This is a genomic window from Kribbella sp. NPDC004138, assembly GCF_053603655.1.
The window spans coordinates 128535-151960 of record NZ_JBSGFZ010000018.1; the positions used below are offsets into that span (position 1 = coordinate 128535).

General features: G+C 71.0%; 24 protein-coding genes. 16 read left to right on the top strand and 8 right to left on the bottom strand.

Going from position 1 to position 23426, the window contains the following annotated elements; genetic code table 11:
- Window positions 1-33: 33 nt before the first annotated feature.
- The 3 genes from ACWEOO_RS25100 (at window position 34) to ACWEOO_RS25110 (ending at window position 3209) form a co-directional block, all read left to right on the top strand.
- Entirely contained in the window at window positions 34-1563 is a 1530-nt protein-coding gene (locus ACWEOO_RS25100) for an acyl-CoA carboxylase subunit beta (RefSeq protein ID WP_452145074.1), read from the top strand.
- Window positions 1564-1576: 13 nt separating this feature from the next.
- A complete protein-coding gene (locus ACWEOO_RS25105; RefSeq protein WP_452145075.1) occupies window positions 1577-2353 on the top strand; it encodes an HpcH/HpaI aldolase family protein in 777 nt (258 codons plus the stop codon).
- Between the two features lie 160 nt (window positions 2354-2513).
- A complete protein-coding gene (locus ACWEOO_RS25110) occupies window positions 2514-3209 on the top strand; it encodes a maleylpyruvate isomerase N-terminal domain-containing protein (RefSeq protein ID WP_452145076.1) in 696 nt (231 codons plus the stop codon).
- Here ACWEOO_RS25110 and ACWEOO_RS25115 read toward each other — a convergent pair.
- On the bottom strand, window positions 3206-4279 hold the full coding sequence (locus tag ACWEOO_RS25115) for a CobW family GTP-binding protein (RefSeq protein WP_452145077.1): 1074 nt from the start codon (window positions 4277-4279) through the stop codon (window positions 3206-3208). The two genes, ACWEOO_RS25110 and ACWEOO_RS25115, sit on opposite strands and share 4 nt — an antisense overlap.
- 97 nt (window positions 4280-4376) lie before the next feature.
- Between ACWEOO_RS25115 and ACWEOO_RS25120 the strand changes: the two genes are divergently transcribed.
- The 6 genes from ACWEOO_RS25120 to ACWEOO_RS25145 are packed head-to-tail and all read left to right on the top strand — an operon-like array spanning window position 4377 to window position 9745.
- Window positions 4377-5585, top strand: a complete 1209-nt coding sequence (locus tag ACWEOO_RS25120; RefSeq protein ID WP_452145078.1) for a GNAT family N-acetyltransferase — start codon at window positions 4377-4379, stop codon at window positions 5583-5585.
- Window positions 5586-5602: 17 nt separating this feature from the next.
- Window positions 5603-6307: a DUF4129 domain-containing protein gene (locus ACWEOO_RS25125; RefSeq protein ID WP_452145079.1), complete on the top strand. Its 705-nt coding sequence runs from the start codon at window positions 5603-5605 to the stop codon at window positions 6305-6307.
- Entirely contained in the window at window positions 6304-6891 is a 588-nt protein-coding gene (locus tag ACWEOO_RS25130; RefSeq protein ID WP_452145080.1) for a hypothetical protein, read from the top strand. Before ACWEOO_RS25125 ends, ACWEOO_RS25130 begins: the two co-directional genes overlap by 4 nt.
- A gap of 39 nt (window positions 6892-6930) precedes the next feature.
- On the top strand, window positions 6931-7890 hold the full coding sequence (locus ACWEOO_RS25135) for an AAA family ATPase (RefSeq protein ID WP_452145081.1): 960 nt from the start codon (window positions 6931-6933) through the stop codon (window positions 7888-7890).
- Complete coding sequence (locus tag ACWEOO_RS25140) at window positions 7887-9200, top strand: DUF58 domain-containing protein (protein ID WP_452145082.1); 1314 nt, start codon at window positions 7887-7889, stop codon at window positions 9198-9200. Before ACWEOO_RS25135 ends, ACWEOO_RS25140 begins: the two co-directional genes overlap by 4 nt.
- Window positions 9197-9745, top strand: coding sequence for a hypothetical protein (locus tag ACWEOO_RS25145; protein WP_452145083.1), 549 nt, complete (start codon window positions 9197-9199; stop codon window positions 9743-9745). The genes ACWEOO_RS25140 and ACWEOO_RS25145 overlap by 4 nt, the downstream gene beginning before the upstream one ends.
- A 441-nt stretch (window positions 9746-10186) precedes the next feature.
- On the opposite strand, the gene ACWEOO_RS25150 is transcribed toward ACWEOO_RS25145, so the two are convergent.
- Together ACWEOO_RS25150 and ACWEOO_RS25155 are read right to left on the bottom strand one after the other, a co-directional pair.
- On the bottom strand, window positions 10187-10375 hold the full coding sequence (locus ACWEOO_RS25150) for a hypothetical protein (RefSeq protein WP_359935139.1): 189 nt from the start codon (window positions 10373-10375) through the stop codon (window positions 10187-10189).
- A gap of 77 nt (window positions 10376-10452) precedes the next feature.
- Window positions 10453-11004 (bottom strand): TetR/AcrR family transcriptional regulator, encoded by a 552-nt coding sequence (locus ACWEOO_RS25155; protein WP_452145084.1) that lies wholly within the window; start codon window positions 11002-11004, stop codon window positions 10453-10455.
- 92 nt (window positions 11005-11096) lie between these two features.
- On the opposite strand from ACWEOO_RS25155, the gene ACWEOO_RS25160 reads away from it, so the two are divergent.
- Both ACWEOO_RS25160 and ACWEOO_RS25165 read left to right on the top strand, forming a co-directional pair.
- A complete protein-coding gene (locus tag ACWEOO_RS25160) occupies window positions 11097-12509 on the top strand; it encodes a DHA2 family efflux MFS transporter permease subunit (protein WP_452145085.1) in 1413 nt (470 codons plus the stop codon).
- Between the two features lie 2 nt (window positions 12510-12511).
- Window positions 12512-12838 (top strand): MmcQ/YjbR family DNA-binding protein, encoded by a 327-nt coding sequence (locus ACWEOO_RS25165; RefSeq protein WP_452145086.1) that lies wholly within the window; start codon window positions 12512-12514, stop codon window positions 12836-12838.
- On the opposite strand, the gene ACWEOO_RS25170 is transcribed toward ACWEOO_RS25165, so the two are convergent.
- Complete coding sequence (locus ACWEOO_RS25170; RefSeq protein ID WP_452145087.1) at window positions 12831-14132, bottom strand: neutral zinc metallopeptidase; 1302 nt, start codon at window positions 14130-14132, stop codon at window positions 12831-12833. The genes ACWEOO_RS25165 and ACWEOO_RS25170 overlap by 8 nt on opposite strands.
- 99 nt (window positions 14133-14231) lie before the next feature.
- Between ACWEOO_RS25170 and ACWEOO_RS25175 the strand changes: the two genes are divergently transcribed.
- The 3 genes from ACWEOO_RS25175 to ACWEOO_RS25185 are packed head-to-tail and all read left to right on the top strand — an operon-like array spanning window position 14232 to window position 18599.
- Entirely contained in the window at window positions 14232-15923 is a 1692-nt protein-coding gene (locus ACWEOO_RS25175) for a DUF885 domain-containing protein (protein ID WP_452145088.1), read from the top strand.
- Window positions 15920-17110 carry a Maf family nucleotide pyrophosphatase gene (locus tag ACWEOO_RS25180; protein WP_452145089.1) on the top strand — a complete coding sequence of 397 codons (1191 nt, stop codon included), beginning with the start codon at window positions 15920-15922 and terminating at the stop codon, window positions 17108-17110. Before ACWEOO_RS25175 ends, ACWEOO_RS25180 begins: the two co-directional genes overlap by 4 nt.
- 16 nt (window positions 17111-17126) lie before the next feature.
- Entirely contained in the window at window positions 17127-18599 is a 1473-nt protein-coding gene (locus ACWEOO_RS25185) for a M16 family metallopeptidase (RefSeq protein ID WP_452145090.1), read from the top strand.
- Here the strand turns inward: ACWEOO_RS25185 and ACWEOO_RS25190 are convergent.
- The 3 genes from ACWEOO_RS25190 to ACWEOO_RS25200 are packed head-to-tail and all read right to left on the bottom strand — an operon-like array spanning window position 18596 to window position 20759.
- Complete coding sequence (locus ACWEOO_RS25190; protein ID WP_452145091.1) at window positions 18596-18961, bottom strand: hypothetical protein; 366 nt, start codon at window positions 18959-18961, stop codon at window positions 18596-18598. The two genes, ACWEOO_RS25185 and ACWEOO_RS25190, sit on opposite strands and share 4 nt — an antisense overlap.
- 11 nt (window positions 18962-18972) lie before the next feature.
- The gene (locus ACWEOO_RS25195; RefSeq protein WP_452145092.1) at window positions 18973-19176 is read right to left on the bottom strand and encodes an acyl-CoA carboxylase subunit epsilon; all 204 of its coding nucleotides are present in this window, start codon (window positions 19174-19176) and stop codon (window positions 18973-18975) included.
- Complete coding sequence (locus ACWEOO_RS25200) at window positions 19173-20759, bottom strand: acyl-CoA carboxylase subunit beta (RefSeq protein WP_452145093.1); 1587 nt, start codon at window positions 20757-20759, stop codon at window positions 19173-19175. Before ACWEOO_RS25200 ends, ACWEOO_RS25195 begins: the two co-directional genes overlap by 4 nt.
- A 90-nt stretch (window positions 20760-20849) precedes the next feature.
- Here ACWEOO_RS25200 and ACWEOO_RS25205 point away from each other — a divergent pair, with 90 nt between their 5' ends.
- Window positions 20850-22202 (top strand): hypothetical protein, encoded by a 1353-nt coding sequence (locus ACWEOO_RS25205; protein WP_452145094.1) that lies wholly within the window; start codon window positions 20850-20852, stop codon window positions 22200-22202.
- On the opposite strand, the gene ACWEOO_RS25210 is transcribed toward ACWEOO_RS25205, so the two are convergent.
- Complete coding sequence (locus ACWEOO_RS25210; protein WP_452145095.1) at window positions 22203-22685, bottom strand: SCP2 sterol-binding domain-containing protein; 483 nt, start codon at window positions 22683-22685, stop codon at window positions 22203-22205.
- Window positions 22686-22750: 65 nt separating this feature from the next.
- Between ACWEOO_RS25210 and ACWEOO_RS25215 the strand changes: the two genes are divergently transcribed.
- Window positions 22751-23377 (top strand): TetR/AcrR family transcriptional regulator, encoded by a 627-nt coding sequence (locus ACWEOO_RS25215; RefSeq protein WP_452145096.1) that lies wholly within the window; start codon window positions 22751-22753, stop codon window positions 23375-23377.
- Window positions 23378-23426: the final 49 nt, after the last annotated feature.

Here is a 23426-nt window from a genome sequence, read left to right on the forward strand (position 1 = left end):
GGTTCTTCGGACGTAGCAGGTAGAAAGGCATTTATGACGCGCGATCACTGGACCGAGGTGAAGGTCGCTCGCGAGGCGACGCTGGCGCCGCCCGACAAGGCTGCCGCGAAGCTCGCGAGCCAGAACAAGCTGTATGTCCGCGACCGGATCGCGCTGCTGGTCGACGAGGGCAGCTTCGTCGAGGACGCGCAGTTGGCGAACGCGCTGAAGGCCGGCCTGCCCGCCGACGGCGTCGTCACCGGCCGCGCGCTCGTCGACGGCCGCCCGGCGCTGATCGTCGCCAACGACCCGACCGTGAAGGCCGGCTCGTGGGGTGCGCGGACGGTCGAGAAGATCGTCCGGGTCACCGAGGTCGCGATCCGCGACGAGCTGCCGATCTTCTGGCTGATCGACTCCGCCGGCGCCCGGATCACCGACCAGGTGGAGCTGTTCCCGGGCCGCCGCGGCGCGGGCCGGATCTTCCACAACCAGGTCGCACTGTCCGGCAAGGTCCCGCAGATCTGCTGCCTGTTCGGCCCGTCGGCGGCCGGCGGCGCGTACATCCCGGCGTTCTGCGACATCGTGATCATGGTCGACGGCAACGCGTCGATGTACCTCGGCTCGCCCCGGATGGCCGAGATGGTCGTCGGCGAGAAGGTCACGCTGGAGGAGATGGGCGGCGCCCGGATGCACACCAGCATCTCCGGCTGCGGCGACCTGCTGGCGAGCGACGACACCGAGGCGATCGAGCTCGCGAAGCAGTACTTCTCCTACCTGCCCGGCTCGTGGCGCTCGCGGCCGCCGTCGTACGACGCCTCGGACGCCGGCCGCGACTTCACCCGGGACCTGGTGCCGGCCGAGGAGAGCGTCGGGTTCGACATCCACGACGTGATCGACGCGGTCGTGGACGCGGACACCTTCTTCGAGATCAAACCGGCGTACGCACCGGAGCTCGTGGTCGGGTTCGGGCTGCTCGCCGGTCAGGTGGTCGGGATCGTCGCGAACCAGCCCGCGGTCAAGGGCGGCGTGCTGTTCGTCGACTCCGCCGACAAGGCGGCCCGGTTCATCTGGCTGTGCGACGCGTTCAACGTGCCGCTGGTGTACCTGTGCGACGTGCCGGGCTTCATGATCGGCAGCGAGGTGGAGCGGGCCGGGATCATCCGGCACGGCGCGAAGATGATCACCGCGGTGTCCGAGGCGACCGTGCCGACGGTGTCGGTGATCGTCCGGAAGGCGTACGGCGCGGGGCTCTACGCGATGTGCGGCCCGGGGTTCTCGCCGGACGCGTGCGTGGCGCTGCCGACCGCGAAGATCGCGGTGATGGGTCCGGAGGCGGCGATCAACGCCGTGTACTACAACAAGATCCAGGAGATCGCCGACGAGGGCGAGCGGGTCGAGTACGTGTCCAAGCTGCGCGAGGAGTACGAGACCGACATCGACATCCTCCGGCTGGCCGCCGACCTGGTCATCGACGCGATCATCGAGCCGGAGGACCTCCGCGCCGACCTGATCGCCCGGCTCGCCGCGGCCCAGTCCAAGGACCGGACGTTCTCCCACCGCCGACACGGCGTCCCGCCGGTGTAGATAGGCTAAACCCGTGAATGCAAACGATTTCGCGCGCAGGGTCAGGTCGCGGGAGAAGCTCGTCGGGTACTGGGTCACGCTGGACGTGCCGCCGGCGGCCGAGCGGATCGCCCGGTTGGGGTACGACTATGTGGTGCTCGACGGGCAGCACGGCCTGATCGGGTACCAGGGGCTGATGACCGGGCTGCTCGCGATCGACGCCGGGTCCGCGATCGGGCCGCGGCCGACCGCCGGGATGGTGCGGGTCGAGGCGAACGACCCGACGCCGATCGGGCGGGCGCTGGACGCCGGCGCGACCGGTGTGATCGTGCCGCTGGTCGACAGTGCGGACGACGTGGCGCGGGCGGTCCGCGCGGCGAAGTACCCGCCGGCGGGGGCGCGCTCGTTCGGTCCGATGCGGGCCGCGCTGCGGATCGGGCCGGTGCCCGCGGACAGCAACGACGCGACCGTCGTGCTCGCGATGATCGAGACGCCGCTCGGCCTGCGCAACGTCGCCGAGATCTGCGCGACGCCCGGTCTCGACGGCGTGTACGTCGGCCCGTCGGACCTGAGCCTCGCGCTCGGGGCGCGGTTCCCGGGCGACCCGGAGGTCGAGGGGCCGTTCGAGGAGGCGGTGGAGCTGATCGCGCGCACCGCGCAGGAGGCCGGCATCGCGGCGGGCATCCACACCTTCGACGGCGACTCGGCGAAGAAGCGGCTGGACCAGGGCTACACCTACGCGACGGTGGCCTCCGACCTCAGCCACCTCGAGGCGGTCGCCGCCGCGCACCTGAACACAGCCCGCTCCTAGAGCGGACTTCCATCACTCACCAAGCGGCCGCCCCTCGGGCGGCGCACGCTCAGCGCGGTCCCGCATCCGGCCGGCGGCGTGGGTTGGTGAGTGGTGGCGGTCCGGAACATCTCGGTGCGTTCTCGGGTTAAGTTCGTCAGAGCACACCGAGGAGGCCGGGATGAAGGCACCCGAGCGCGGCGCGTTGCCGCTGGGGCTGGCGGCGACGCTGGGGCGAGCCTACGGGCGGCTCACCGAGACGGTGCAGGGGCTCAGCGACGCGGACTTCCAGCGCGAGACCCGCTGCACCGGTATGCCGGTCGGTCCGCTGCTGGTGCACCTGCTGTACGACGCCGAGCGCGCGCTGATCGCGTTCGCCAGCCCGGCCGTCGCCGAGCCGGACCGGGACTTCGTGACGTACTGGCACGACTTCCCGCCGAACCCCGACGGCGACACCAGCTTCGTGCAGGGCGTGGCGGCGTCGTACCGCAAACCCGGCCTGCTCGTGCAGCACTGGCGTGAGGTGTCCGAGGCGGCGGTCCGCGCGGCCGCGGCGGGCCTGGCGACCAAGGGCCGTCGGGTCGAGACCCAGGGCCATGTCCTGCGGGCGACCGACCTCGTGGCCACCTTGGTGCTCGAGGCAACCGTCCACCATCTTGACCTGACCGTCGGCCTGCCGGACGCGCCGGAGCCCGATCCCGAGGCGTTGCAGGTCACCGCGCGGACGCTGGACGGACTGTTCGGTCCGGAGGCCTGGGACGTGATCGGCTGGGACACCACGACGTACGTCCTGAAGGCCACCGGACGGCTGCCGCTCGACGAGGCCGACCACGACATGCTCGGCCAGCACGCCGGCCGGCTCCCGTTGCTTGGCTAAAGCACCCCGGCGAACGGGTCGTCGAGGCTCGTCCAGTCGAGGTCGGCCAGCTCGGACTCGGTGAGCAGGCAGGCGTCGAGGATCGCCTGCAGACGAGCCGGGTCCAGGCCCATGCCGGTCGCGACGACGGTGCACTCGGCCAGGTGCTCGGTCTCGGACCACTCGCCCAGCGTCCCCAGCGAGGCGCTGTAGCCGGCCGACTCCCACCGCACCCGCTGCGTCGGCCGGTTCGCCAGCCAGACCACGCCGCGGCTGCGCACCACACCGTCCACGATGTCCTCGAGCGCATCGTTCAGCCGGGCGGGATGCAGCGGCCGCGCCGACCGCCACAGGACCGTCGTCACGCCATCGCCGCTCGGCTGCACCCGATCCGAAGCCGCGAGCTCGCCGGCCCAGGCTTCGGCCGCGTCGAAGTCGAACCGCCCGGTCCGCGCGACCGGTCCGCGGGGCACGCCGGCCAGGTCCGCCGGCGTCACCGAGGTTCGCGGGTTCAGGTGCAGCAGCAGGTGCTCCAGCCGGGCGGCCGCCGTACTGCGATGCGCGTTCGCCAGCACGCAGACGTCGGCGTACTCGATCTGGCGGGCGGTCAGCTCCGCGACGTTGCGCCGGTCCGGTACGCCGAGGGCCAGGCCGCGCTCGGCGAGCAGCTCGTCACCGGACAGTTGCTCGACGAGCAGCACGGCGTCGGCGACGCAGGTGACCGTGTCGACGGCGATCTCCGGCAGGGCGGACACCAGCGCGCCGACGAGCGGCCGCGCCTCCATCGCCGGCGGTGCCGCGAGCACGATGTGGTCCCAGTGCTCGCGGGCGGCGAGCGTCTCCAGCAACGGCACGAGCGACTCGATCAGCTGGCACGCGCCGCAGTCGTCCCCGACCGCGAACTCGCCCGCGTCGATCGGCCCCGACGCGTCCCGCACCCGCCAGGACAGCACGCCCCGGCCCGGCAGGTCGTCCTGGTCGATCGCCACGACCACGGTGGCGGCGTCGGTCATCGCCTCCAGCACGGGCTCCCTCAACGTCGTGGAGAGCCCCACCAGCAAGGACAACGGGGTTTTCGCTCGGGCGGTCATCTCCGCATTATATGAAAACGGTTTTCATCAGTCCAGAGCTGGGCGTGCCGTGAAAAACGGCAGGTGAAGCGCCCGGTCGTCTGATAGGCAAGGGGACATGGCGATCGAGATCGGGCGGTACACCGGTGAATGGGACGAGCTCCTGGAGCTCCTGGACATGGCGTTCTCGGCGCCGTGGACCGACGAGCAGTACGAGTCCGAGCGGCGGGTGTGGGAGCGGGACCGCAGCGTCGTCGCGAGCGAGGACGGGCAGCTCGTCGGACACACCGGGACGTTCTCGCACCTGATGACAGTGCCCGGCGGGCAGTTGCCGGTCGCGGGCGTGACGATGGTCGGCGTCCGGCCGACGCACCGGCGGCGCGGCATCCTGCGCGACCTGATGCGCAGGCAGCTGACCGACGTCCACCAGGCGGGTGAACCGCTGGCCGCGCTGACCGCGAGCGAGCCGGTGATCTACCCGCGGTTCGGGTACGGGCTGGCGTCCGACCACCAGGAGATCGTCGTACCCAAGGCGTCGCGGGGACTGCGCCCGGTGGCCGGCATCGACGACGTCCGGATCCGGCACGTCGACATCCGCGAGAACCGCGCCCGCTGCGCCGAACTGCGGAACACGCTGGCCCTGGAGCGACCCGGTCTGTTCGTGCACGACGAGCGCTGGCAGGAGTACGCGATCAGCAACACCGTCACGCTCAACTCAGGGAACGCCTCCAAGCGCCGCTGTGTCGTCGCCGAGCGGGACGGCGAGCTCACCGGTTTCGCGTACTACCGCACGCGGCGGGCCGACAAGGGGTACGTCGACGTGCAGCGGGTGCATGCGGTCGACCTCGCGTCCCACGCGGCCCTGTGGAGGTACCTGCTCGAGCCGGATCTGCTCAGCGAGACGCGCTGCGAGATGGTCGCTTCGGACGACCCGCTGCTCGACCTGCTGCTCGATCCGCGCGCGCCGAGGCCGATCACCCGGGACGGGCTGTGGGTCCGGCCGGTCGATGTCGGACGCGCGCTCGCCGGCCGCACGTACGCGCGGGACATCGACGTCGTGGTCGAGGTGGTCGACGACTTCCTCCCGTGGAACGCGGGGCGCTGGCACCTGAGCGGCGGACTCGACGGCGCCTCGTGCGAGTCGGTGTCGCGCGACGCCGACCTGACCCTCGACGTGCGCGACCTGGGCGCGGTGTACCTCGGCCGCCCGTCGCTGGAGCGGCTCGGTCGCGCGGGTCTGGTCGCCGAGCACACCGCCGGTGCGCTGGCCGCGGCCTCGGAAGCGTTTTCCACATCTCGGCTTCCGTTCCTCGACACGGGCTTCTGAGGGGGTAGCCTGCCGAGATGCAGACGCAGCGTCGGGGTGCGCTCGCGGTGGTCGCCGTGCTGCTCGTGGGGGTTGTGGTGGCCGGCTTCGTCGTGCTCGCCTCCGCGAGCGGGCCGGTGCGCCCGGTCAGCGACAGCACGCTGAGCGCGAGCCCGCGCCCGCTGCCGACCCGGTCGCTCAACGCGACCCCGCCGCCGCAGTCGCAGCCGACGCCGAGGCTCACGATCCCGCCGGGCAGGACGCCCGGGTGGGTGCTGTCGCTGTGGCAGGCCGTGGTCTACCTGGTGATTGCCGCGGTAGTGGCGTTCGTGATCGTGGTGATCGTCCGGATCCTGCGCCGGGTCCGGCTGCCGCATTTGGAGGCGGAAGAGCCCGATTGGGAGCGGATGAAGACCGAGCGGCTGGCCGAGGCGGTCGACACCGGGCTCGCGCGCATCGACAGCGGTACGGCGACGGACTCGGTCATCGCGTGCTGGGTCGCGCTGGAGCAGGCGGCCGCGTCGGCCGGCGTACCGCGGGATCCGTCCGAGACACCGGCCGAGTTCACCGTGCGAGTGCTCGGAGTCGGCGGGATCTCCGAGCAGCACCTGGTCCGGCTCGGCGAGTTGTATCGCGAGGCCCGGTACTCCACGCATGGCTCGAGCGAACCGGCGCGTTGGGAGGCCCGCGCGGCACTGCTCCGACTGCGCGAGGAGCTCACCGCAGGCGAGGCTGCCCGATGACGTCGTACCGCTGGTCTCCCTTGGAGGAGAAGGGGCCGCCGCCGGAGGTCAAGCCGAAGTGGCGGCTGTGGCCGAGCAAGCTGCTCGTGCAGCATCTCGGGCTGGCGGTGCTGGCGAGCCTGTTGTTCGTCGGGATCTTCAGCGCCGCCGGGATGGCGCCGCGGCCGTTGTGGTTCGTGGCGACGGGGATCGCCGTCGCGGTGGCGTCGCTGGCGATCCGGCTGGTGGTGCCGCAGATCCTGGAGACGAGCTGGCCCGGCCGGAACGACGACAAGCTGGCCGTGCTCCGCGCCCGGAACAGCGACAACCGCACGCAGTTCGTCGCCACCTGGCTGCTGGAGTCGGGCCGCGAGCGACGCGCCGGCGAGGGATCGCGGACCTTCCAGCGCCGGATCCAGCCGCTACTGCTGGAGCTGGCCACCGACCGTCTGGTGCACCGGCACGGCGTGAACCCGGAGCTCGAGCCCGAGCGCGCCCGGGCGATCACCGGCGACCGGCTCTGGCTGTTGATGACCGACGACGACAAGCGCACCGCGTCCCTCGACGAGATCGAGTACGCGATCCACACCATCGAGAACCTGTGAGGGATAGCAGTGACTGAGGCGGAGTTGACACTCGGTGAGGTGTCCGCACTGAGCCGGCAGGTGCTGGAGCGGGTCAGCCAGGCCGTGGTCGGGAAGGCCGAGGCGCTGGAGCTGGTGCTGGCGGGCATCCTGGCCGGCGGCCACGTGCTGCTCGAGGACTACCCGGGCCTGGCGAAGACGCTGGCCGCGCGGTCGTTCGCGCAGGCGCTCGGGCTGGAGTTCCGGCGCGTGCAGTTCACGCCGGACCTGCTGCCGTCGGACGTGACCGGCGCGTTCGTGTACGACCAGAAGGAGTCCGAGTTCGTCTTCCGCCCGGGCCCGATCTTCACCGGCCTGCTGCTGGCCGACGAGATCAACCGGACGCCGCCGAAGACCCAGGCAGCGTTGCTCGAGTCGATGCAGGAGCACCAGGTCACGGTCGAGGGGCAGACGTTCCCGCTGCCCAGCCCGTTCCACGTGCTCGCCACCGCGAACCCGGTGGAGTACGAGGGCACCTACCCGTTGCCGGAGGCGCAGCTCGACCGGTTCATGCTGCGGATCGGCTTCGGGTACCCGAGCCCCGCGGAGGAGTGGGAGGTGCTGCGCCGGCGGATGAGCCGCCGTCGCGAGGACCAGTCGGTCGAGGCGGTCACGGACGCCGAGGGGCTGCTCGCGGCGCAGCGTACCGTCGAGACGGTGACGGTGGACGACACGGTCGGTCAGTACTGCGTGGACCTCGCCACCGCGACCCGCCGCGACTCTCAGGTGCTGGTCGGTGCGTCGCCCCGTGGCTCGCTGGCGTTGCTGCTGACGGCACGCGCGTACGCCGTGATCCAGGGCCGCGACTACGTCGTACCGGAGGACGTGAAGGCGGTCGCGGTGGCCGCGCTGGCGCACCGGATCACCGTGCGGCCAGAGCTCTGGCTGCACGAGGTCACCGGCGCCACGGTCGTCCGGGCGGTCCTGGGCTCGGTCGCGGCGCCGCCCACCGTGTCGGGCCCGGCCGTCGCCCGCGCATGAGCTGGCGGCCGACGCACGCGCAGATCCGGGCGATCTGCGTCGCTGCGGTGCTGCTCACCGTCGCCGTCCTGCTGCGGCGACCCGATGCCGCCGTGTTCGGGTTGCCGCTGGCGTTCCTGGCGGCGTGGGGCCGGTTCTTCCGTCCTCGGGAGCGGCCCGAGGTGCACACCGAGCTGGACGCCGACGTGCTGTTCGAAGGGCAGGGGACTACGTACCGGCTGCGTGTCACGCCGTCGAGTTCGGGATCCGTGGACCCGGACATCGATCTGATCGTGGCCGCGCTGCCGCGGGCGGCGTGGTTCCAGTTCGACCCGCCGCAGGCCGCGATCGCCGAACCGGTGACGCACGGTGCGGTGCGGCTCGAGGTCGGCGTACGGTCGAAGCGGTGGGGCCTGCGCTCGTTGGATCGGCCAACGGTCGCGGCGACGTCGACGGTCGGGGCGTACCGGATCCAGGTGACGTCGGCCGAGACGCTGGCGGTGACGACCCTGCCGCTGCGCGAGGGGTTCGCGGCGGTGGACGCCGTACCGCGGCCGGCCGGGCTGGTCGGGCTGCACCGGTCGCGACGGCCCGGCGAAGGGACGGAACTGGCCGGTGTCCGGCCGTTCCGGACCGGTGACCGGTTGCGGCGGATCAACTGGGCGGTGTCCGCGCGGACGCAGGAACTGCACGTCACGTCGACGTGGTCGGACCGCGACACCGAGGTGGTGATCCTGGTCGACACCGGCGGTGAGATCGGGATCAGCGAAGGGATCGACGGGCGCTCCTCGAGTCTCGACACCGCAGTCCGGGGCGCCGCCGCGATCGCCGAGCACTACCTGCGCAACGGCGACCGGGTGCGGCTGATCGACACCGGGAGTCTGTTCCGCGGCGTGCGATCGGGGAGCGGCCGCGGGCATCTGCGGCGGATCCTGGACACGCTCGTGCACGCGGACCAGCGCGGCCGGCAGCAGGACGAGGAGCAGTTGGCGCGGCGCAACCGGATCCGTTCGGACAGCCTGGTGCTCGTCCTCAGTCCGCTGCTGCGGCCGACGATCCTCGGGTACGTCGTCACGCTCGTGCACTCCGGCTGCACGGTGATCGCCGTCGACACGCTGCCGCCGGACATCGCCTCGATCATGGATCTCGACGCGCACGACGCCCGTACCTGGCCGCTCGCCTGGCGCGTACGGCTGCTCGAACGCCGCCGCGACCTCGACCGCCTCAGCGACCTCGGCGTACCGACCGTCCGCTGGCAAGGCGCCGGCACCCTCGACGAGGTCCTGCGCGACGCCTCCCGCCTGTCTGCGGCTCCAAGGATCCGCTCATGACCGCGGATGAGCAGATCACCCTGTGGCTCGCGCAGTTGCGGGCGGCGGGGCGTGGTGTGCTGGTGGCCCGGTTGGTGATTGCGGCGGCGGGGATCCTCGCGCTCGTCGTACCTGCGGTGCAACCGTGGGATCAGGCGGATCTGGTTCCGATCGCCGGTGCGGTGCTGCTGGTCGGCACGGTCGTCCTGCCCGACTCGCTGGCCGGGATGATCTTCCTGTTCGTGGTGGCTCTCGGCTGGCTGCTGCGCGGACCCGCCGCGCCGAGCTGGGACCTCGTCCTCACCGCGGCCGCGCTCGTCGTCGTCCACCTGGCAGCCGCCTTCGCCGGCCAGATGCCGTCGTACGCCCGCGTCCACCGAGCCGCCCTCCGTCGCTGGTGGTTGCCCGGGGCAATCGCCGTCGTCCTGACACCCGCCGTCGCCCTCGCGACCGCGCTGATCCGAGGCGCCGACGTACCAGGCTCGCTCCTGGTGACAGTCGCCGCCATCACCCTCACCGCCACCACCATCTGGTTCGCAGCCGGCCAGAAACTCGGCCGCGACTAAGCGACGTCAGGAGTGCGCCGTCGGCAAACTAGTGGTCCTCGTGTCCCACGATCCGTAGACCCTCGTACTCCGCGAAGTCGATGAAGTCCTTGACGTTGAGCGTTGCCAGCGACAAGTCATAAACCAGGCAGCATGCCGCGATCCAGCTGTCGTTCTGAGGGCGTGGACGGCCTCGTCTGGTGGCATAAGCGGAGATCTCACCCCACCGCCGAGCCACAGCTTCGGTGTATGGCAGCGTCGGACGGGTGCTGAGCCAGGCCTCGAGCCCGGCGACCTTGGAAGGCCCCCAGTTGCGAAGGTGGGCCTAGCGACTCAGCTCTCCCAAGGTGACGAACGTGATGCCGACCTGAGCACCTAGCAGCTCGCGAAGCAACGCAGGTGGAAGCGCGTTCTTGATGCTCAGAGAGGCAACATCGGTGTCCAGCACGATCCTGCGTAGGGTCACGCGACGTCGGCCCGGCGCATCGTGCTCAGGTCGGCGAGGAACTCGCGCAGTTCTCCGTCGTCATCGAACACGCCGTCTGCGGCGAGATCCTCGGCGGACCGCACCGGAGCAGTCTCGCGGAAGAGTTCGTCGACGGACGCGGCCGCGCGCGATCGGCCGGAGTGTTCAGCGTTGTCAGCAGTCACGGCGCACCTCCAATGTCGACTACTGCTCCGAGAATATCCCACGCTTGTCGGACGGGTCGGCGCAGCAACGGCCGCGACTAGGGAGTGTCCTGGCCGAAGGTGTTGGTGATCTCCTCGGCCCAGGGCATCGGGATGGCGTTGGGGCCGAGGACCTGCATCGCGGCCATGACGGTCATCAGCATGCCCGCGGACAGGAACTCGCGGGCCTCCTGGGGTGACGCGCCGGTGAGGTCGCGGACCAGGGTGTAGATGCGGCCGAAGCGGTCGCGGACGCAGTCGCCGATGGCCGGGTCGCCGCTGGCCGAGAAGCCGTGCAGGAGGACGAGCAGGAGCTCGCGCTCGGACAGCAGCCGCTTGTAGTTGTGGCCCAGCGCGCTCAGCTCCGGCGTCTCGGCCGCGGCCTCGCGGAAGATCTCCTCGATCCGCCCGCAGACGCTGTGCAGCGCGGCGAGGAACAGCTGCTGCTTGGTCCCGAACAGCCGGATCACGTACGGCTGCGAGACCCCGGCCAGCCGCGCGATCTCGTCGGTCTTGGTGCCCTCGTACCCGGACGCGGCGAATGCCTGCACCGCGGCCCGCAGCACCTCGTCGCCGCGCTCCTTGGCGGTCAGCCGGACCTTCGTCGCCATACCTGCTCCTTCCGTTCCCTTGACATGTTATCAGTGGATGCATACTCTCGTCATCAAGCTTGTTATCAGTCAATTACAACTAGGAGTACGAGATGACCTCGACCGCTCTCGAGAGGGAAGTGGCGGCGGTACCGCGGCGCCGTGGGCTCGGTGTGGTGCTCGCCGCCGTGGGGATCCCGACGTTCATGGTCACGCTGGACAACCTGGTGGTGACGAACGCGCTGCCGGTGATCAAGTCCGAGCTGGGCGCGTCACTGTCGGACCTGCAATGGTTCGTGAACGCCTACACGCTCGCGTTCGCCGCGCTGCTGCTGACCGCGGCCGCGATCGGTGACCGGCTCGGCCGGCGGCGCGTGTTCCTGGCCGGGATCGCGCTGTTCACGCTCGCCTCGGCCGCGTGTGCGCTGGCCAGCGAGCCGTGGATGCTGATCGGGGCCCGCGCGATCCAGGGCATCGGCGCCGCGGCCGTGATGCCGCTGTCGCTGACGTTGCTCGCGGGCGCCGTACCGGAGAAGCTGCGCAGCGCCGCGATCGGCATCTGGGGCGGCATCTCCGGCCTCGGGATCGCGGTCGGCCCGGTGGTCGGCGGAGCCGTCGTCGACGGCCTGAACTGGCAGTGGATCTTCTGGCTGAACGTTCCGATCGGCGCGATCGCCGTCGTACTGGCCGCGCGGGTGCTGACCGAGTCCCGGGGTGCGGCGAAGCGGCTCGACCTGGTCGGACTCGTGCTGGCGACCTCCGGTGTGCTGTCCGTCGTCTGGGGTGTCGTGCACGGGGCTGACGACGGGTGGACCTCCGCGGGTGTGCTGGGCTCGTTGGTCGCGGGCGGTGTGCTGCTGGCCGCGTTCCTCGGCTGGGAGCGCCGTACGCCGGCGCCGATGTTGCCGCTGCGGCTGTTCTCGGTCCGCTCGTTCAGCGTGGTGAACGTGGTGGCGTTCACGTTCGCGGTCGGGGTGTTCGGTGCGGTGTTCCTGCTGGCGCAGTTCTTCCAGGTGGTGCAGGGGTACACGCCGTTCCAGTCCGGCGTCCGGACGCTGCCGTGGACCGCGGCGCCGCTCGTCGTCGCGCCGATCGCCGGCCTGATCGTCGACCGCGTCGGTCCGCGCACGCTGATCGTCGCGGGGCAGGCGCTGCTGGCCGTCGGGCTCGGGTGGATCGCGCTGATCACCACGGCGACCACGCAGTACGGCGACATGGTCGCACCGTTCGTCCTCGCCGGGATCGGCATGGGTCTGACCTTCGCCCCGTCCGCGAGCGTGGTGATGGCCAGTGCCTCCGACGCCGACCGCGGCGTCGCCTCCGGCACCAACAACACGATCCGCGAGGTCGGCGTCGCGATGGGCGTCGCCGTACTCGCCTCCGTCTTCGCGTCCTCCGGCTCCTACGAGTCCCCGACCCAGTACGCCGCCGGCCTGGTCCCTGCCGTCTGGACCGGGGCCGCCATCGTCGCCGCCGGCACCCTCGTCGCGCTCCTGCTGCCGGGGCGTGAGCGCTCTAGAGTGTGAGCGTGCTGGACGCTGATGACGTACGACGGATTGCGCTGTCCTTCCCCGGGACCGTGGAGAAGCAGCGGTGGGGGCATCCGACGTTCGACGTGGCGGGGCGGATGTTCGTGACGGTGCCGGACGACCAGTCGTCGTTCGCGGTGCGGTGTCCGCGGCTGGAGCGGGACGAGTTGATCGCCGCGGAGCCGGAGAAGTTCTGGGTGCCGAAACACGAGGCGGGCTCGAACTGGGTTCGAGCCCGCCTCGAAGCACTCGAGGACGCCGACGAACTGCACGACATCCTCGTCGACTCCTGGCGGCAGGTCGCGCCGCCGGGACTCGTCAGCTGACGTTGGCCGGTGAGGCCGAGAAGGTGTTGCAGCTGGCCGGGTTGGCCGTGTTGAACGACTTGCCCATGAACCGCGCCTGGCTGGCCACACTTCCGTGGTCGCCCTCTTCGGGCTTGTCGCCCGCGGTGACGACGTACTTCTTCCAGACGTACAGCAGGTTCCCGTTGATCGGGTAGCTGCGCTTGTTCGCGGCCAGGAAGACGCCGGCGAAACAGTTCGCCTGCAGCTCCATCCGGCGCGTCATCCGTGTCCGGCCCTCGTAGTCCGGCTGCTCGTAGCGCAGGTTGCTGGACGCCTGCAGGATGCCGGTCATGAACTGCACGCTGTGGCCGTACTCGTGGGCGATCGACCGGCTGTACCACATCCGCGCGTACGCCTGACCGATCGGATCACCCGGGTACTGGGTGTACGCCTTCACGAAGACGTCCACCTTCATGTACATCATGTGGTTGCCCGAGCAGTAGAACGGTACGGCGACCGGGCCGTCACCGCACGGGGTCGACATCGACGTTCCGGACCAGTACGTCATCCGCGGCGCGGTGAACTTGTAGCCCGCCTTCGCCACCAACGGCGCCCAGGACCTGTCCAGGCACGGTTTGATCGCGGCCCAGTAGGCGGCCGCGCCGCTCGCGTTCGTCGGCCGGGCCTTCGGCTCCTTGCAGTTGACCGTCCGCATCTGGCCGACCTTGTAGAGCGCGTTCTTGCCGACCACGACCGCGTCCGACGGCTTGTTCGGCGTGCTCGAGGTCTCCGTCGTGGTCGGCTCGGTCGTGGTGGGCTCGGTGGTCGTCGGCTCTTCGGTCGGCGACCCGGTGGGCTCCTCGGTCGGCGACCCGGTCGTGGTCGGCTCCGGTGTGTACCGCGACGGGGTCACCGGCGGCGTGGTGACGTCGGTGGTTGCCTTCCGCACCAGACCGATGATCGCGCCGCCGACGACGGCGATCCCGACGATCGTCAGGATCGCGATCAGCGGCGCCTTCGACTTCTTCCGCGGCTGCTGCGGCTGCCACCCCATGCCTGGACCACCAGGACCACCAGGGCCGCCGGGACCACCAGGACCGCCCGCGCCGAAGCTCGGACCCCAGCCGAACCCAGGCCCCTGCTGCTGCGGCGGCGAGCTGTACTGCGGCGGACCGCCGTACTGACCAGGGGGCGGACCGCCGTACTGACCCTGCGGCGGCGGACCGTACTGACCGGGCGGAGGACCCTGCGGCGGCGGGCCGTACTGCCCCGGGGGCGGGCCCTGCTGGTACGGCGGGTTCTGGCCGGGCGGCCCGTAGGGTGGCTGGCTCAACGCCGTTCCTCTCGTCCCTCGTGCTGGCATTCAGCGACCGCCACAGTATCGGCAACAAACAGGTCAGCCCCGCCGACCCTCGGCGGGTAGGGTCGGCGTGTGACCGATGTCAGTACGCCGAACAGCCCGATCGACCAACTCGCCGAGCGGCACCTCGAGCAGGAGATCGCGCTCGACCCGCTGCTGGCCACCGAGCTGGGCGTCACCGGCCACGACCACGAGCTGCCGGACTTCACACCTGCTGGGTTCGCGGCCCGCATCGAGCTGACCCGCGGGTCGCTCGCCGAGGCCGCGTCGATCGAGCCGGGAAGTCCGCGCGAGGAGGTCGCGAAGGACGCCTTCGTGGAGCGGCTCGGCCTGGAGTTCGAGCGCTACCAGGCCGGCGTACCGCAGCACCAGCTGAACTCGATCGCCTCGGTGCCGGTGGGCTTGCGGCAGGTGTTCGACCTGATGCCGACCGCGACCCCGCAGGACTGGGAGATCGTCGCGATTCGGCTCAACCAGATCGGTACGGCGCTCGACGGGTACCGCGACACGCTGCTCGAGCAGGCCGATCAGGGGCGGGTCTCGGCCGTCCGTCAGGTGACCGGGCTGGCCGACCGGATCGCCAGCTGGACCGGTGCCGACGGCGACGACTTCTTCGGCAGCCTGGCCGCGCAGGCGCCGGACGACGCGGTCAAGCCGACCGTGGAAGCCGCGGCCGCCGCGGCGCGGAAGGCCTTCGACCAGTTCGGCGCCTGGCTGACCAGCGACCTCGCGCGGCGCGCGCCGCAGCGCGACGCATGCGGCCGGGAGGTGTACGAGCTGGCGTCGCGGAGCTTCCTCGGCGCCGCGGTCGACCTCGAGGAGGCTTACGCGTGGGGCTGGGCGGAGCTGGCCCGGATCGAGTCGGCGATGCAGGACATCGCGGCTGGGCTGAACGGCGGCGACCGGACCATCGAGGCGACCGCGGCCCTGCTGGACGCCGACCCGGCGCGGACGATCCACGGCAAGGAAACCTTCCGGGACTGGATGCAGGAGCTGTCCGACACCGCCGTCGCCGAGCTGGCCGGCACCCACTTCGACATCGCCGACGAGATCCGCCGGCTGGAGTGCATGATCGCGCCGACCTCGGACGGCTCGATCTACTACACGCAGCCGAGCGAGGACCTGACCACGCGGCCGGGCCGGATGTGGTGGGCGGTCCCGAACGGCCTGGACACGTTCGCCACCTGGCGTGAGGTCACCACGGTCTACCACGAGGGCGTGCCCGGGCATCACCTCCAGGTCGCGCAGACGATGTTGCGCACCGACCTGCTGAACCGCTGGCAGCGGCTGGCCTGCTGGGTCTCCGGCCACGGCGAGGGCTGGGCGTTGTACGCCGAGCGCCTGATGGAGGAGCTCGGCTACATCGAGGACCCCGGCGCGCGGTTCGGCATGCTGGACGCGCAGGGGTTCCGCGCCGCGCGGGTGATCGTCGACATCGGCATGCACCTGGAGCTGGAGGTGCCGCGGGACAACCCGTTCGGCTGGCGGCCGGGCGAGCGGTGGACCGCCGATCTCGGGTTCGAGTTCCTGCGGGCGCACTGCCGGATGGAGACCGAGTTCCTGCAGGCCGAGCTGAACCGGTACCTCGGGTGGCCGGGCCAGGCGCCGGCGTACAAGGTCGGCGAACGGATCTGGCTGCAGGCGCGCGAGGAAGCCAAGCAGCGCAAGGGTTCCGCGTTCGACCTGCGGGCGTTCCACTCCGGCGCGCTGAACCTGGGATCGATCGGCCTGGACCCGCTGCGACGCGCGATGGCGAAGCTGTGAGCCCCCGGTTCGTCCTGGCGTCGGCGTCGCCGGCCAGGCTGAAGACACTGCGGGCCGCGGGGATCGAGCCGGAGGTGATCGTCTCCGGCGTCGACGAGGACGACATCACCGCGGAGAACCCCGGCGAGCTCGCCCGCCTGCTCGCGACGCTGAAGGCCCGCGCGGTCGTCGCGAATCTGACGGACCACGCGACCGTGCTCGGCTGCGACTCGGTTCTCGAGTTCGACGGGGAGCCGTACGGCAAGCCCGAGACGCCGGACATCGCCCGCGAGCGCTGGCGGATGATGCGCGGGCGCAGCGGCGTACTGCACACCGGGCACTGCCTGATCGACACCGCCGGCAAGCAGGAGCTGCGGGAGCTGTCGTCCACGAAGGTCGAGTTCGCGGACCTGACCGACGAGGAGATCGACGCGTACGTCGCCACCGGCGAGCCGCTCGTCGTCGCCGGAGCCTTCACCGTCGACGGCCTCGGCGGCCCGTTCGTGACCGCGATCGAGGGCGACTACCACAACGTCGTAGGCCTCTCGCTGCCGTTGCTGCGCCGGATGCTGATCGAGGTCGGGATGTCCTGGCCGGAGCTGTGGAAGACGCAGCAGCCGTACAGCTACGACGAGACCGTGGCGTCGTCGTACGACGAAACCCGCGGTGGTCTCGTCCGCGCGGAGGCCGCGGCCCGCGCGGTCGACTCCCTGCTGCCGAAGGGCGGACGGGTGCTCGAGCTCGCGGTCGGTACCGGCATCGTCGGGGCGGAGCTGGTTGCTCTCGGCAACTTGGTGCACGGCGTCGACCTGTCCACCGCGATGCTGCGCCGCGCGCGGGTCCGGCTCCCCGGGCACGTCGCCGCGGCGGACGCGGCCCGCCTCCCGGTGGCCGACCGGCGCTGCGACGCGGTCGTCGCGGTCTGGCTCCTGCACCTGCTCGACGACAGCGAGCCCGTGATCGCCGAGGTCGCCCGCGTCCTCCGCACCGACGGCGTCTTCGTCACCACCACCGAAAAGTCCGACGCCAGCCGCTACGCCGACAGCCGCACCCCCGACGACACCCGCTCCCAGGACGCCCTCACCCACTTGGCCGCCACCGCAGCGCGCTACGGCCTCGTCCTGGACGGCGCGACAAGTTTCGTTGGCCCGACCCGCAACACGGGAGACGCGCCGGTCTATCCGCTGGTCCGCTTCCGCCGAACCTGACCGCTAGGGTTCGCCCGTGGACGAGTACATCAACGGCGTCCGGGTGGTGCGGCATCCCGGCGAGCAGCGGCAGACCGACGTCACCTTGACCTTCGCCGTCGGCAGCCGGGACGAGACGCTGCGCACGATCGGGGTCGCGCACGCGCTCGAGCACCTGGTGATGTACAGCGTCCGCGACCTGCCGATCGAGATGAACGCCGAGGTCGACCTGCTGACCACGACGTTCGTCGCCTCCGGCTCATCGGCGCGGGTCGGCGAGTTCCTCGACCGCATCGCCCGCGCGCTCGCCGCGCCGCCGGTCGACCGGCTCGCCCTCGAAGCGCAGGTGCTGACAGCGGAGGAAGGCCACGTCGCCCACCCGGTCGTCGCGTTTCTGCTCAACGTGCGGTTCGGCGCTCGGGGGCCGGGGCTCGCCTGGCTCGAAGGGCCGGGGTACGACGGGCTCACGTCCGAGCAAGTGCTGTCCTTCGCCAAGGAATGGTTCGTCCCGCAGAACGCGGTGCTGCAGGTGACCGGTCCGCTCCCCGAGGGACTCGAGCTGGCCTTGCCGAGCGGCCCGGCGCCGGTGCGGGTGCTGCCGCCGGCACGGTCGTTCGACGGCCCGGCCGTGGTCGGGTTCGGCATTCCCGCGGCCGGCGTACTGCTGACGTTGCCGCCGGAGGACGACGTACGGCTCTCGACGCTCGCGATCATGACGTTGCGGCAGCGGATTGAGGAGAAGTGCCGCTTCGTCGGCGGGCACAGCTACGAGATCGACCTCGACATGGTCCCGGGCCCGGGCGGATCGAGCGACTGGGTGGTGTACGCCGAGGCGCGTGACGGCAGCGAGGAAGCGGTCTCCCGGGCGGTCGTCGAGGCGCTGACCGACCTCGCGGCGAACGGGCCGACGCCGTCCGAGCTGGCGCACCAGATCGCGCGCGCCGAGGAGAAGCTGGTCGCCGACGATCCCGAGCTACGGCGAGCGTGGAGCATCGCGATGAGCCGGATCTTCGGCGAGCCCGAGTTGCCGCGGGTCGACCCGGCGCGGCTGGCGGCAGTGCAGTCGCCGGACATCGCCGCCGTACTCAAGACCGCGCTGCCCGGTGCGATCGGGTATGGCGAGGAGGACGCGCTGGCGGCCTGGCAGGAGGCGGGGTTCACGGTCGTCGCGCCGTGCCCGGTGATCGCCGAGCTACCGGCCGGCCGGATCTTCAAGCCGCCGCTGACCGCGCGGGCCTTCGTCAAGGAAGCCCGCTCGATGCTGTGGGTCCGCACCAACGACGCGCTGGTCCTGCGCGACGCGGACGGAATCCACGAGGTCCGCTGGGACGAGATCGCCGGGGTGCTGCGCAGCCCCGACGGCATGACCCTGGTCTTCGGCGCGAACGGCTGCACGATCCCCGTCGACCCCGACATGTTTCGCGGCGCGACTGCCGTCGTCGACGAACTGACCACCCGCGTCCCCGCCGACCTCTGGTTCGACGAGTCGAAATTCAGCAGCGACGACTAAGCATCGGCGGTGAGTCCGGTCTTCTCGTCGAGGTACTGCAGCAGGTCGTGCGCGGCGAGCTCGACGGCCTTGTGGCGCCATTCGGAGGCTCGGTAGACCGAGGCGATCAGCGCGGTGCGGTGGATACGGCGGAAGTCGCCGAGCACGAACCCGTAGCGCGCCTTGGTCTCCTCGCCGGCGCCTTCGGTGAGCCCGAGGTGCCAGGCGCCGTACTCCTGCCAGCTGTGCTTGTCCAGATACGTGTTCTGGTCGTCGGCGCGCGGCTGCACTTCACCCCAGTCGCTGTCCAGCACGTACTGCCGCGCGTCGATCAGCTTCCGCGCGTTGTCGATCGCTTCGGGATTGACCGCGTATTTGGCCATACCGCCAGTGTTTACGGATGAGCGCTGGCGCGCCACTGGCCCGGGCCCGGGTGGAACGGGGTGCGGGCGTTGCGCCAGTAGGTGGACCAGTTGCTGGCTCGGTCGGTCTCCGCCTCGGCGGCCGGTGCGGCGGCGCGCGCGGCGATCACCGTGATCAGGGCCGCGAGTTCCTCGGGCGTCGGGTCGCCCTTGACGATCTTCACGATGTCGCTCACAGGGGGATGTTCCCATGCTTCTTGGGGGGCAGGGTGTCTCGTTTGGTGCGGAGGAGGCGGAGGGCGCGGACGATTTCGGCGCGGGTTTCGCTGGGTTTGATCACCGCGTCGATGTAGCCGCGTTCGGCGGCGATGTAAGGGTTCGCGAGGTGGTCCTCGTACTCGGTGATCAGTTGCTGCCGGCGGCTGTCCGGGTCCTCGGAGCCGGACAGTTCGCGGCGGTAGAGGATGTTGACTGCGCCCTGGGCGCCCATCACCGCGATCTGCGCGGTCGGCCAGGCGATGTTCATGTCCGCGCCGAGGTGCTTCGAGCCCATTACGTCGTACGCGCCGCCGTAGGCCTTGCGGGTGATCACGGTGATCATCGGGACGGTCGCCTCGGCGTAGGCGTAGATCAGCTTGGCGCCGCGGCGGATGATGCCGTTCCACTCCTGGTCGGTGCCGGGCAGGAAGCCGGGCACGTCGACGAAGGTGAGGATCGGCAGGTTGAACGCGTCGCAGGTGCGGACGAACCGGGCCGCCTTCTCGGAGGCGTCGATGTCGAGGGTGCCGGCGAACTGCATCGGCTGGTTCGCGACCACGCCGACCGGACGGCCCTCGACCCGGCCGAAGCCGACGATCATGTTCGGCGCGAACAGCGTCTGCACCTCGAGGAAGTCGCCGTCGTCGACGACCGCCTCGATCGCGGTGTGCATGTCGTACGGCTGGTTCGGCGAGTCCGGGACCAGGGTGTCGAGCGCCAGGTCGGTCTCGGTCGGCTCCAGGCCCCCAGTGTCATACAGCGCGTCGTACACCGGCGGGTCCTCGAGGTTGTTCTGCGGCAGGTGACCGACGAGCGCCTTCACCCACTCGATCGCGTCCTCCTCGTCGGAGCCGAGGTAGTGCGCGTTGCCGGACTTGGTGTTGTGCGTCCGGGCGCCGCCGAGCTCCTCCTGGGTGACGTCCTCGCCGGTGACGGTCTTGATCACGTCCGGGCCGGTGATGAACATGTACGACGACTCGTCGACCATGACCGTGAAGTCGGTGACCGCGGGGGAGTAGACCGCGCCGCCCGCGCACGGGCCCATGATGAGGGAGATCTGCGGGATCACGCCGGACGCGCGGACGTTGCGGCGGAAGATCTCGCCGTACAGGCCGAGCGAGACCACGCCCTCCTGGATCCGGGCGCCGCCGGAGTCGTTGATGCCGATCAGCGGGCAGCCGATCTTCATCGCCAGGTCCATCACCTTGACGATCTTCTCGCCGAAGACCTCGCCGAGACTGCCGCCGAAGACGGTGAAGTCCTGCGCGAACACGCACACCTGACGGCCGTCGATGGTGCCGAACCCGGTCACCACGCCGTCGCCGTACGGGCGGTTCCCGTCCAGGCCGAAGCTCGTCGACCGGTGCCGGGCGAACTCGTCCAGCTCGGAGAAGGAGCCCTCGTCCAGCAGCAGCTCGATCCGCTCGCGGGCGGTCTTCTTGCCGCGCGCGTGCTGCTTCTCCACCGCGCGCTCCGACCCGGCGTGCACGGCCTCGTCGAGCCGGTGCTCGAGGTCCGCGATCTTCCCGGCGGTGGTGTGGATGTTCACGGTCTCTCCCATGAATGGGCAGCCTACGCGCCAGTACGCCGTACCGCTTGTGACCTCGCTCGCAGACCCCTGACTGAACCGCTCCGGGGATAGGTTTCCGGCGTGGCTGCCGTCGACAGACTCGTCCAGCAGGTGATCCGGCTCGTCGAGAGGGACACCGTCGACGGTGTCGCTTCGAGACGGCCGCCCGAGCTGAGCGAGGGGCACGTGGAGATGCTCCAGCCGCTCGCCGACAACCTGGACCTGCCGGGACGGCTGGCGACGACGCTCCGGGTGGTCTCGAACCGCCAGGACGGCCGCTGGTACGACCGGCGCGAGGACGCCCGCGCCGGGCTGACCGAGCTGGTCGCGCTGTGTGCGGACTCCCTCGAGCCGGACCCGGCACTGCCGCCGCCCGTCGACGCCGGGGCGCGGGACCGGCTGGCCGGGGCCGTCAGCCGGGCGTACGCCGCCAACGCGACACCGCGGCTGGTCGCGGACCTGTTCACGGACGGACGGCCGGACGACCTCGGACGGTTCGCGCTGCCGCAGCTCGAAGGGGACGTTGCGGCGGCCCGGGCGATGGCGATCGCGATCGGCGCCCGGACCGCGACCCGGGAGGAGGACGTCCTGCGGAAACTCGTTGCCGAGGGCCACGGCGGGGCGGCGTACGCGGCCGCGGGGATGCTGCTGGACGACCGGCTCGACTACCAGCGGCTGCCGGCTGAGCAGCAGCCGGGGATCCGCCGGCACCTTGCCCGGAGCATCGAAGCCGGCTTCGCCACCCGGGACATCCGGGAGGCCAAGCAGCGGGAATTCACCGAGGAGCTGGAGAACCGGCGCGAGGACGTCACCGGCGGCGCGGGGACGATCGACGACGCCAGCAAGATGGCCACCGAGGAGCTGGGCAAGCTGAACGGGTTCCTGGCGGACATCGACTACTGGCAGCGCTCGGCCGAACCGCGCCTCGAGGACGTCCGCGGGATCGTTGCCGAGCACCTCGTGTCCAGGGTGGAACACCATGCCGGGATCCAGACCGATCTCACCGCCGGCCAGGTGACCTCACCCGCTGCCGCGACGACCGCCGCAGCGCAGACGATGGTGACGGCCTCGTCCATCCCAGCCGCGAGCCGTCCGGCGGCCGCCGCTGCGACCGCCACCATGCTGACCGAGGGCTTCGACGAACTCCCGGCGCTGGTCGCCAGCTGGCAGGCCGACGGCGCGAACGTGAGCCGCCAGGCAGAGCTGTACGGCGCCACCCTCGGCGACCGGACTCTGACAGCTGTCCGCACCTTCGAGCAGCAGCCGCCCAACCCCAACGGCGCGGCCCTGAACCGCGAGCAGGCCGGCCCGGCGGCGTTCGCGGCCGATCCGGCGATCCCGCCGCTGCGCCGCATCCACTCCGGCGAAGCGCGCCGCCCCGACGAAGGCGCCACCCGCCCGCGGACCGGAGGATCCGACGGCCTGACCCGGTGACTAGGCCGGGCCCGCGCTGAAGAGTTTGGGCAGGCGGGCGGCCTGGGCCAGGTCGCCGCGGACGGTGAGGCGTTGTTTGAGGACGGCCACGACCGGGTCCTCGTTGCCGGTGACGATCCGCAGCAGCGTGGTGGGGTCGGTGCGGATCGAGATGTCCGGGGGAGTGGGCCCCCGGGGCACCAGCTTGCACCGGCCGTCGTGGACGCGGGTCCAGTACTCGTCGACCGCGTCCGGACGACCGGCCCCGCCCGCGCCGGTGATCTGCCAGCTGATCACAGCGTCGAACCCGGCGGCCCGGGCGGGTCGGAGGTACTCCGGCATCCGGCGAAAGATCTCGCGCAACGCGATCTCTCGTACTCCCCCGATGAGTCGATGCCGAAGCTCCCGCTCCGACGTCCGGTCGACCAGCCGGGCGAGCTCGCTCGCGTCCAGGGCGGTGATGCCCGCGGACTCGAGCCAGCCGGCACTGCCTCGCTCGGTCATCGACCACCCCCGCGGCAGTTCCTACCAGACCGTAGGAATTTCCTACGATGAGGTAGGTTTGTCAAGTGGTCGCGGATGCTGAGAAACGCCGGCGCGCGCGGCATCTCGGCCCTGAGCGCCGCCGGCCGATGATTCTGGACGCCGCGCTCGAGGTCTTCAACGCCAAGGGGTATCCCGGCACGACGATGCAGTCGGTGGCGGACGCGGCCGGCGTCACGAAACCGGTGGTCTACGACTCATTCGCGAACCGAGACGAGCTGCTGCTCGCCCTGCTGGCCCGCGAGGAGCAGCATCTGGTCATCTCGATCGTGTCCGCGCTCCCGGCCGACCCGACCGTCGGCACCCCCCAGGAGCACGTGCTGGAGGGACTGACGGCCTTCCTGACCGCGGTGCAGAAGAATCCGCAGTCCTGGCGGATCGTGTTCGGTGCGCAGTACGGCGCCGCGCCGGTCGTCTCGGAGCGGGTCCGCGCCGCCCGGGCGTTCCTGGTCGAGAGCCTGCGACTCACCCTGCTGCAGTCGTTGCCCGGCGTCACGGACCCGGACGCGAACCTCCCGGTCCTGGCCGAGCTGCTCGCCTCGATGACCGAGGCGTGCGCGCGGATGCTCGTCATCGACGGAACCACCCGCACCCCGGCCGAGCTGGCCCGGACCGTCTCCCAGGTCGTCGGCGGCGGATTCGGCAACGTCTGACGGACCTGTCCGGCGTACATACTGTGAAGTAGCTGAACAACCGGTCACG

Excerpts from the sequence above, each read along its gene's own strand:
- ACWEOO_RS25160 (WP_452145085.1), top strand. The coding sequence starts at position 11,097 with ATGACCTCGACCGCTCTCGAGAGGGAAGTGGCGGCGGTACCGCGGCGC.
- ACWEOO_RS25155 (WP_452145084.1), bottom strand. The coding sequence starts at position 11,004 with ATGGCGACGAAGGTCCGGCTGACCGCCAAGGAGCGCGGCGACGAGGTG.
- ACWEOO_RS25110 (WP_452145076.1), top strand. The coding sequence starts at position 2,514 with ATGAAGGCACCCGAGCGCGGCGCGTTGCCGCTGGGGCTGGCGGCGACG.
- ACWEOO_RS25120 (WP_452145078.1), top strand. The coding sequence starts at position 4,377 with ATGGCGATCGAGATCGGGCGGTACACCGGTGAATGGGACGAGCTCCTG.
- ACWEOO_RS25200 (WP_452145093.1), bottom strand. The coding sequence starts at position 20,759 with ATGGGAGAGACCGTGAACATCCACACCACCGCCGGGAAGATCGCGGAC.
- ACWEOO_RS25210 (WP_452145095.1), bottom strand. The coding sequence starts at position 22,685 with ATGACCGAGCGAGGCAGTGCCGGCTGGCTCGAGTCCGCGGGCATCACC.
- ACWEOO_RS25115 (WP_452145077.1), bottom strand. The coding sequence starts at position 4,279 with ATGACCGCCCGAGCGAAAACCCCGTTGTCCTTGCTGGTGGGGCTCTCC.
- ACWEOO_RS25140 (WP_452145082.1), top strand. The coding sequence starts at position 7,887 with ATGAGCTGGCGGCCGACGCACGCGCAGATCCGGGCGATCTGCGTCGCT.
- ACWEOO_RS25145 (WP_452145083.1), top strand. The coding sequence starts at position 9,197 with ATGACCGCGGATGAGCAGATCACCCTGTGGCTCGCGCAGTTGCGGGCG.
- ACWEOO_RS25100 (WP_452145074.1), top strand. The coding sequence starts at position 34 with ATGACGCGCGATCACTGGACCGAGGTGAAGGTCGCTCGCGAGGCGACG.
- ACWEOO_RS25130 (WP_452145080.1), top strand. The coding sequence starts at position 6,304 with ATGACGTCGTACCGCTGGTCTCCCTTGGAGGAGAAGGGGCCGCCGCCG.
- ACWEOO_RS25125 (WP_452145079.1), top strand. The coding sequence starts at position 5,603 with ATGCAGACGCAGCGTCGGGGTGCGCTCGCGGTGGTCGCCGTGCTGCTC.
- ACWEOO_RS25190 (WP_452145091.1), bottom strand. The coding sequence starts at position 18,961 with ATGGCCAAATACGCGGTCAATCCCGAAGCGATCGACAACGCGCGGAAG.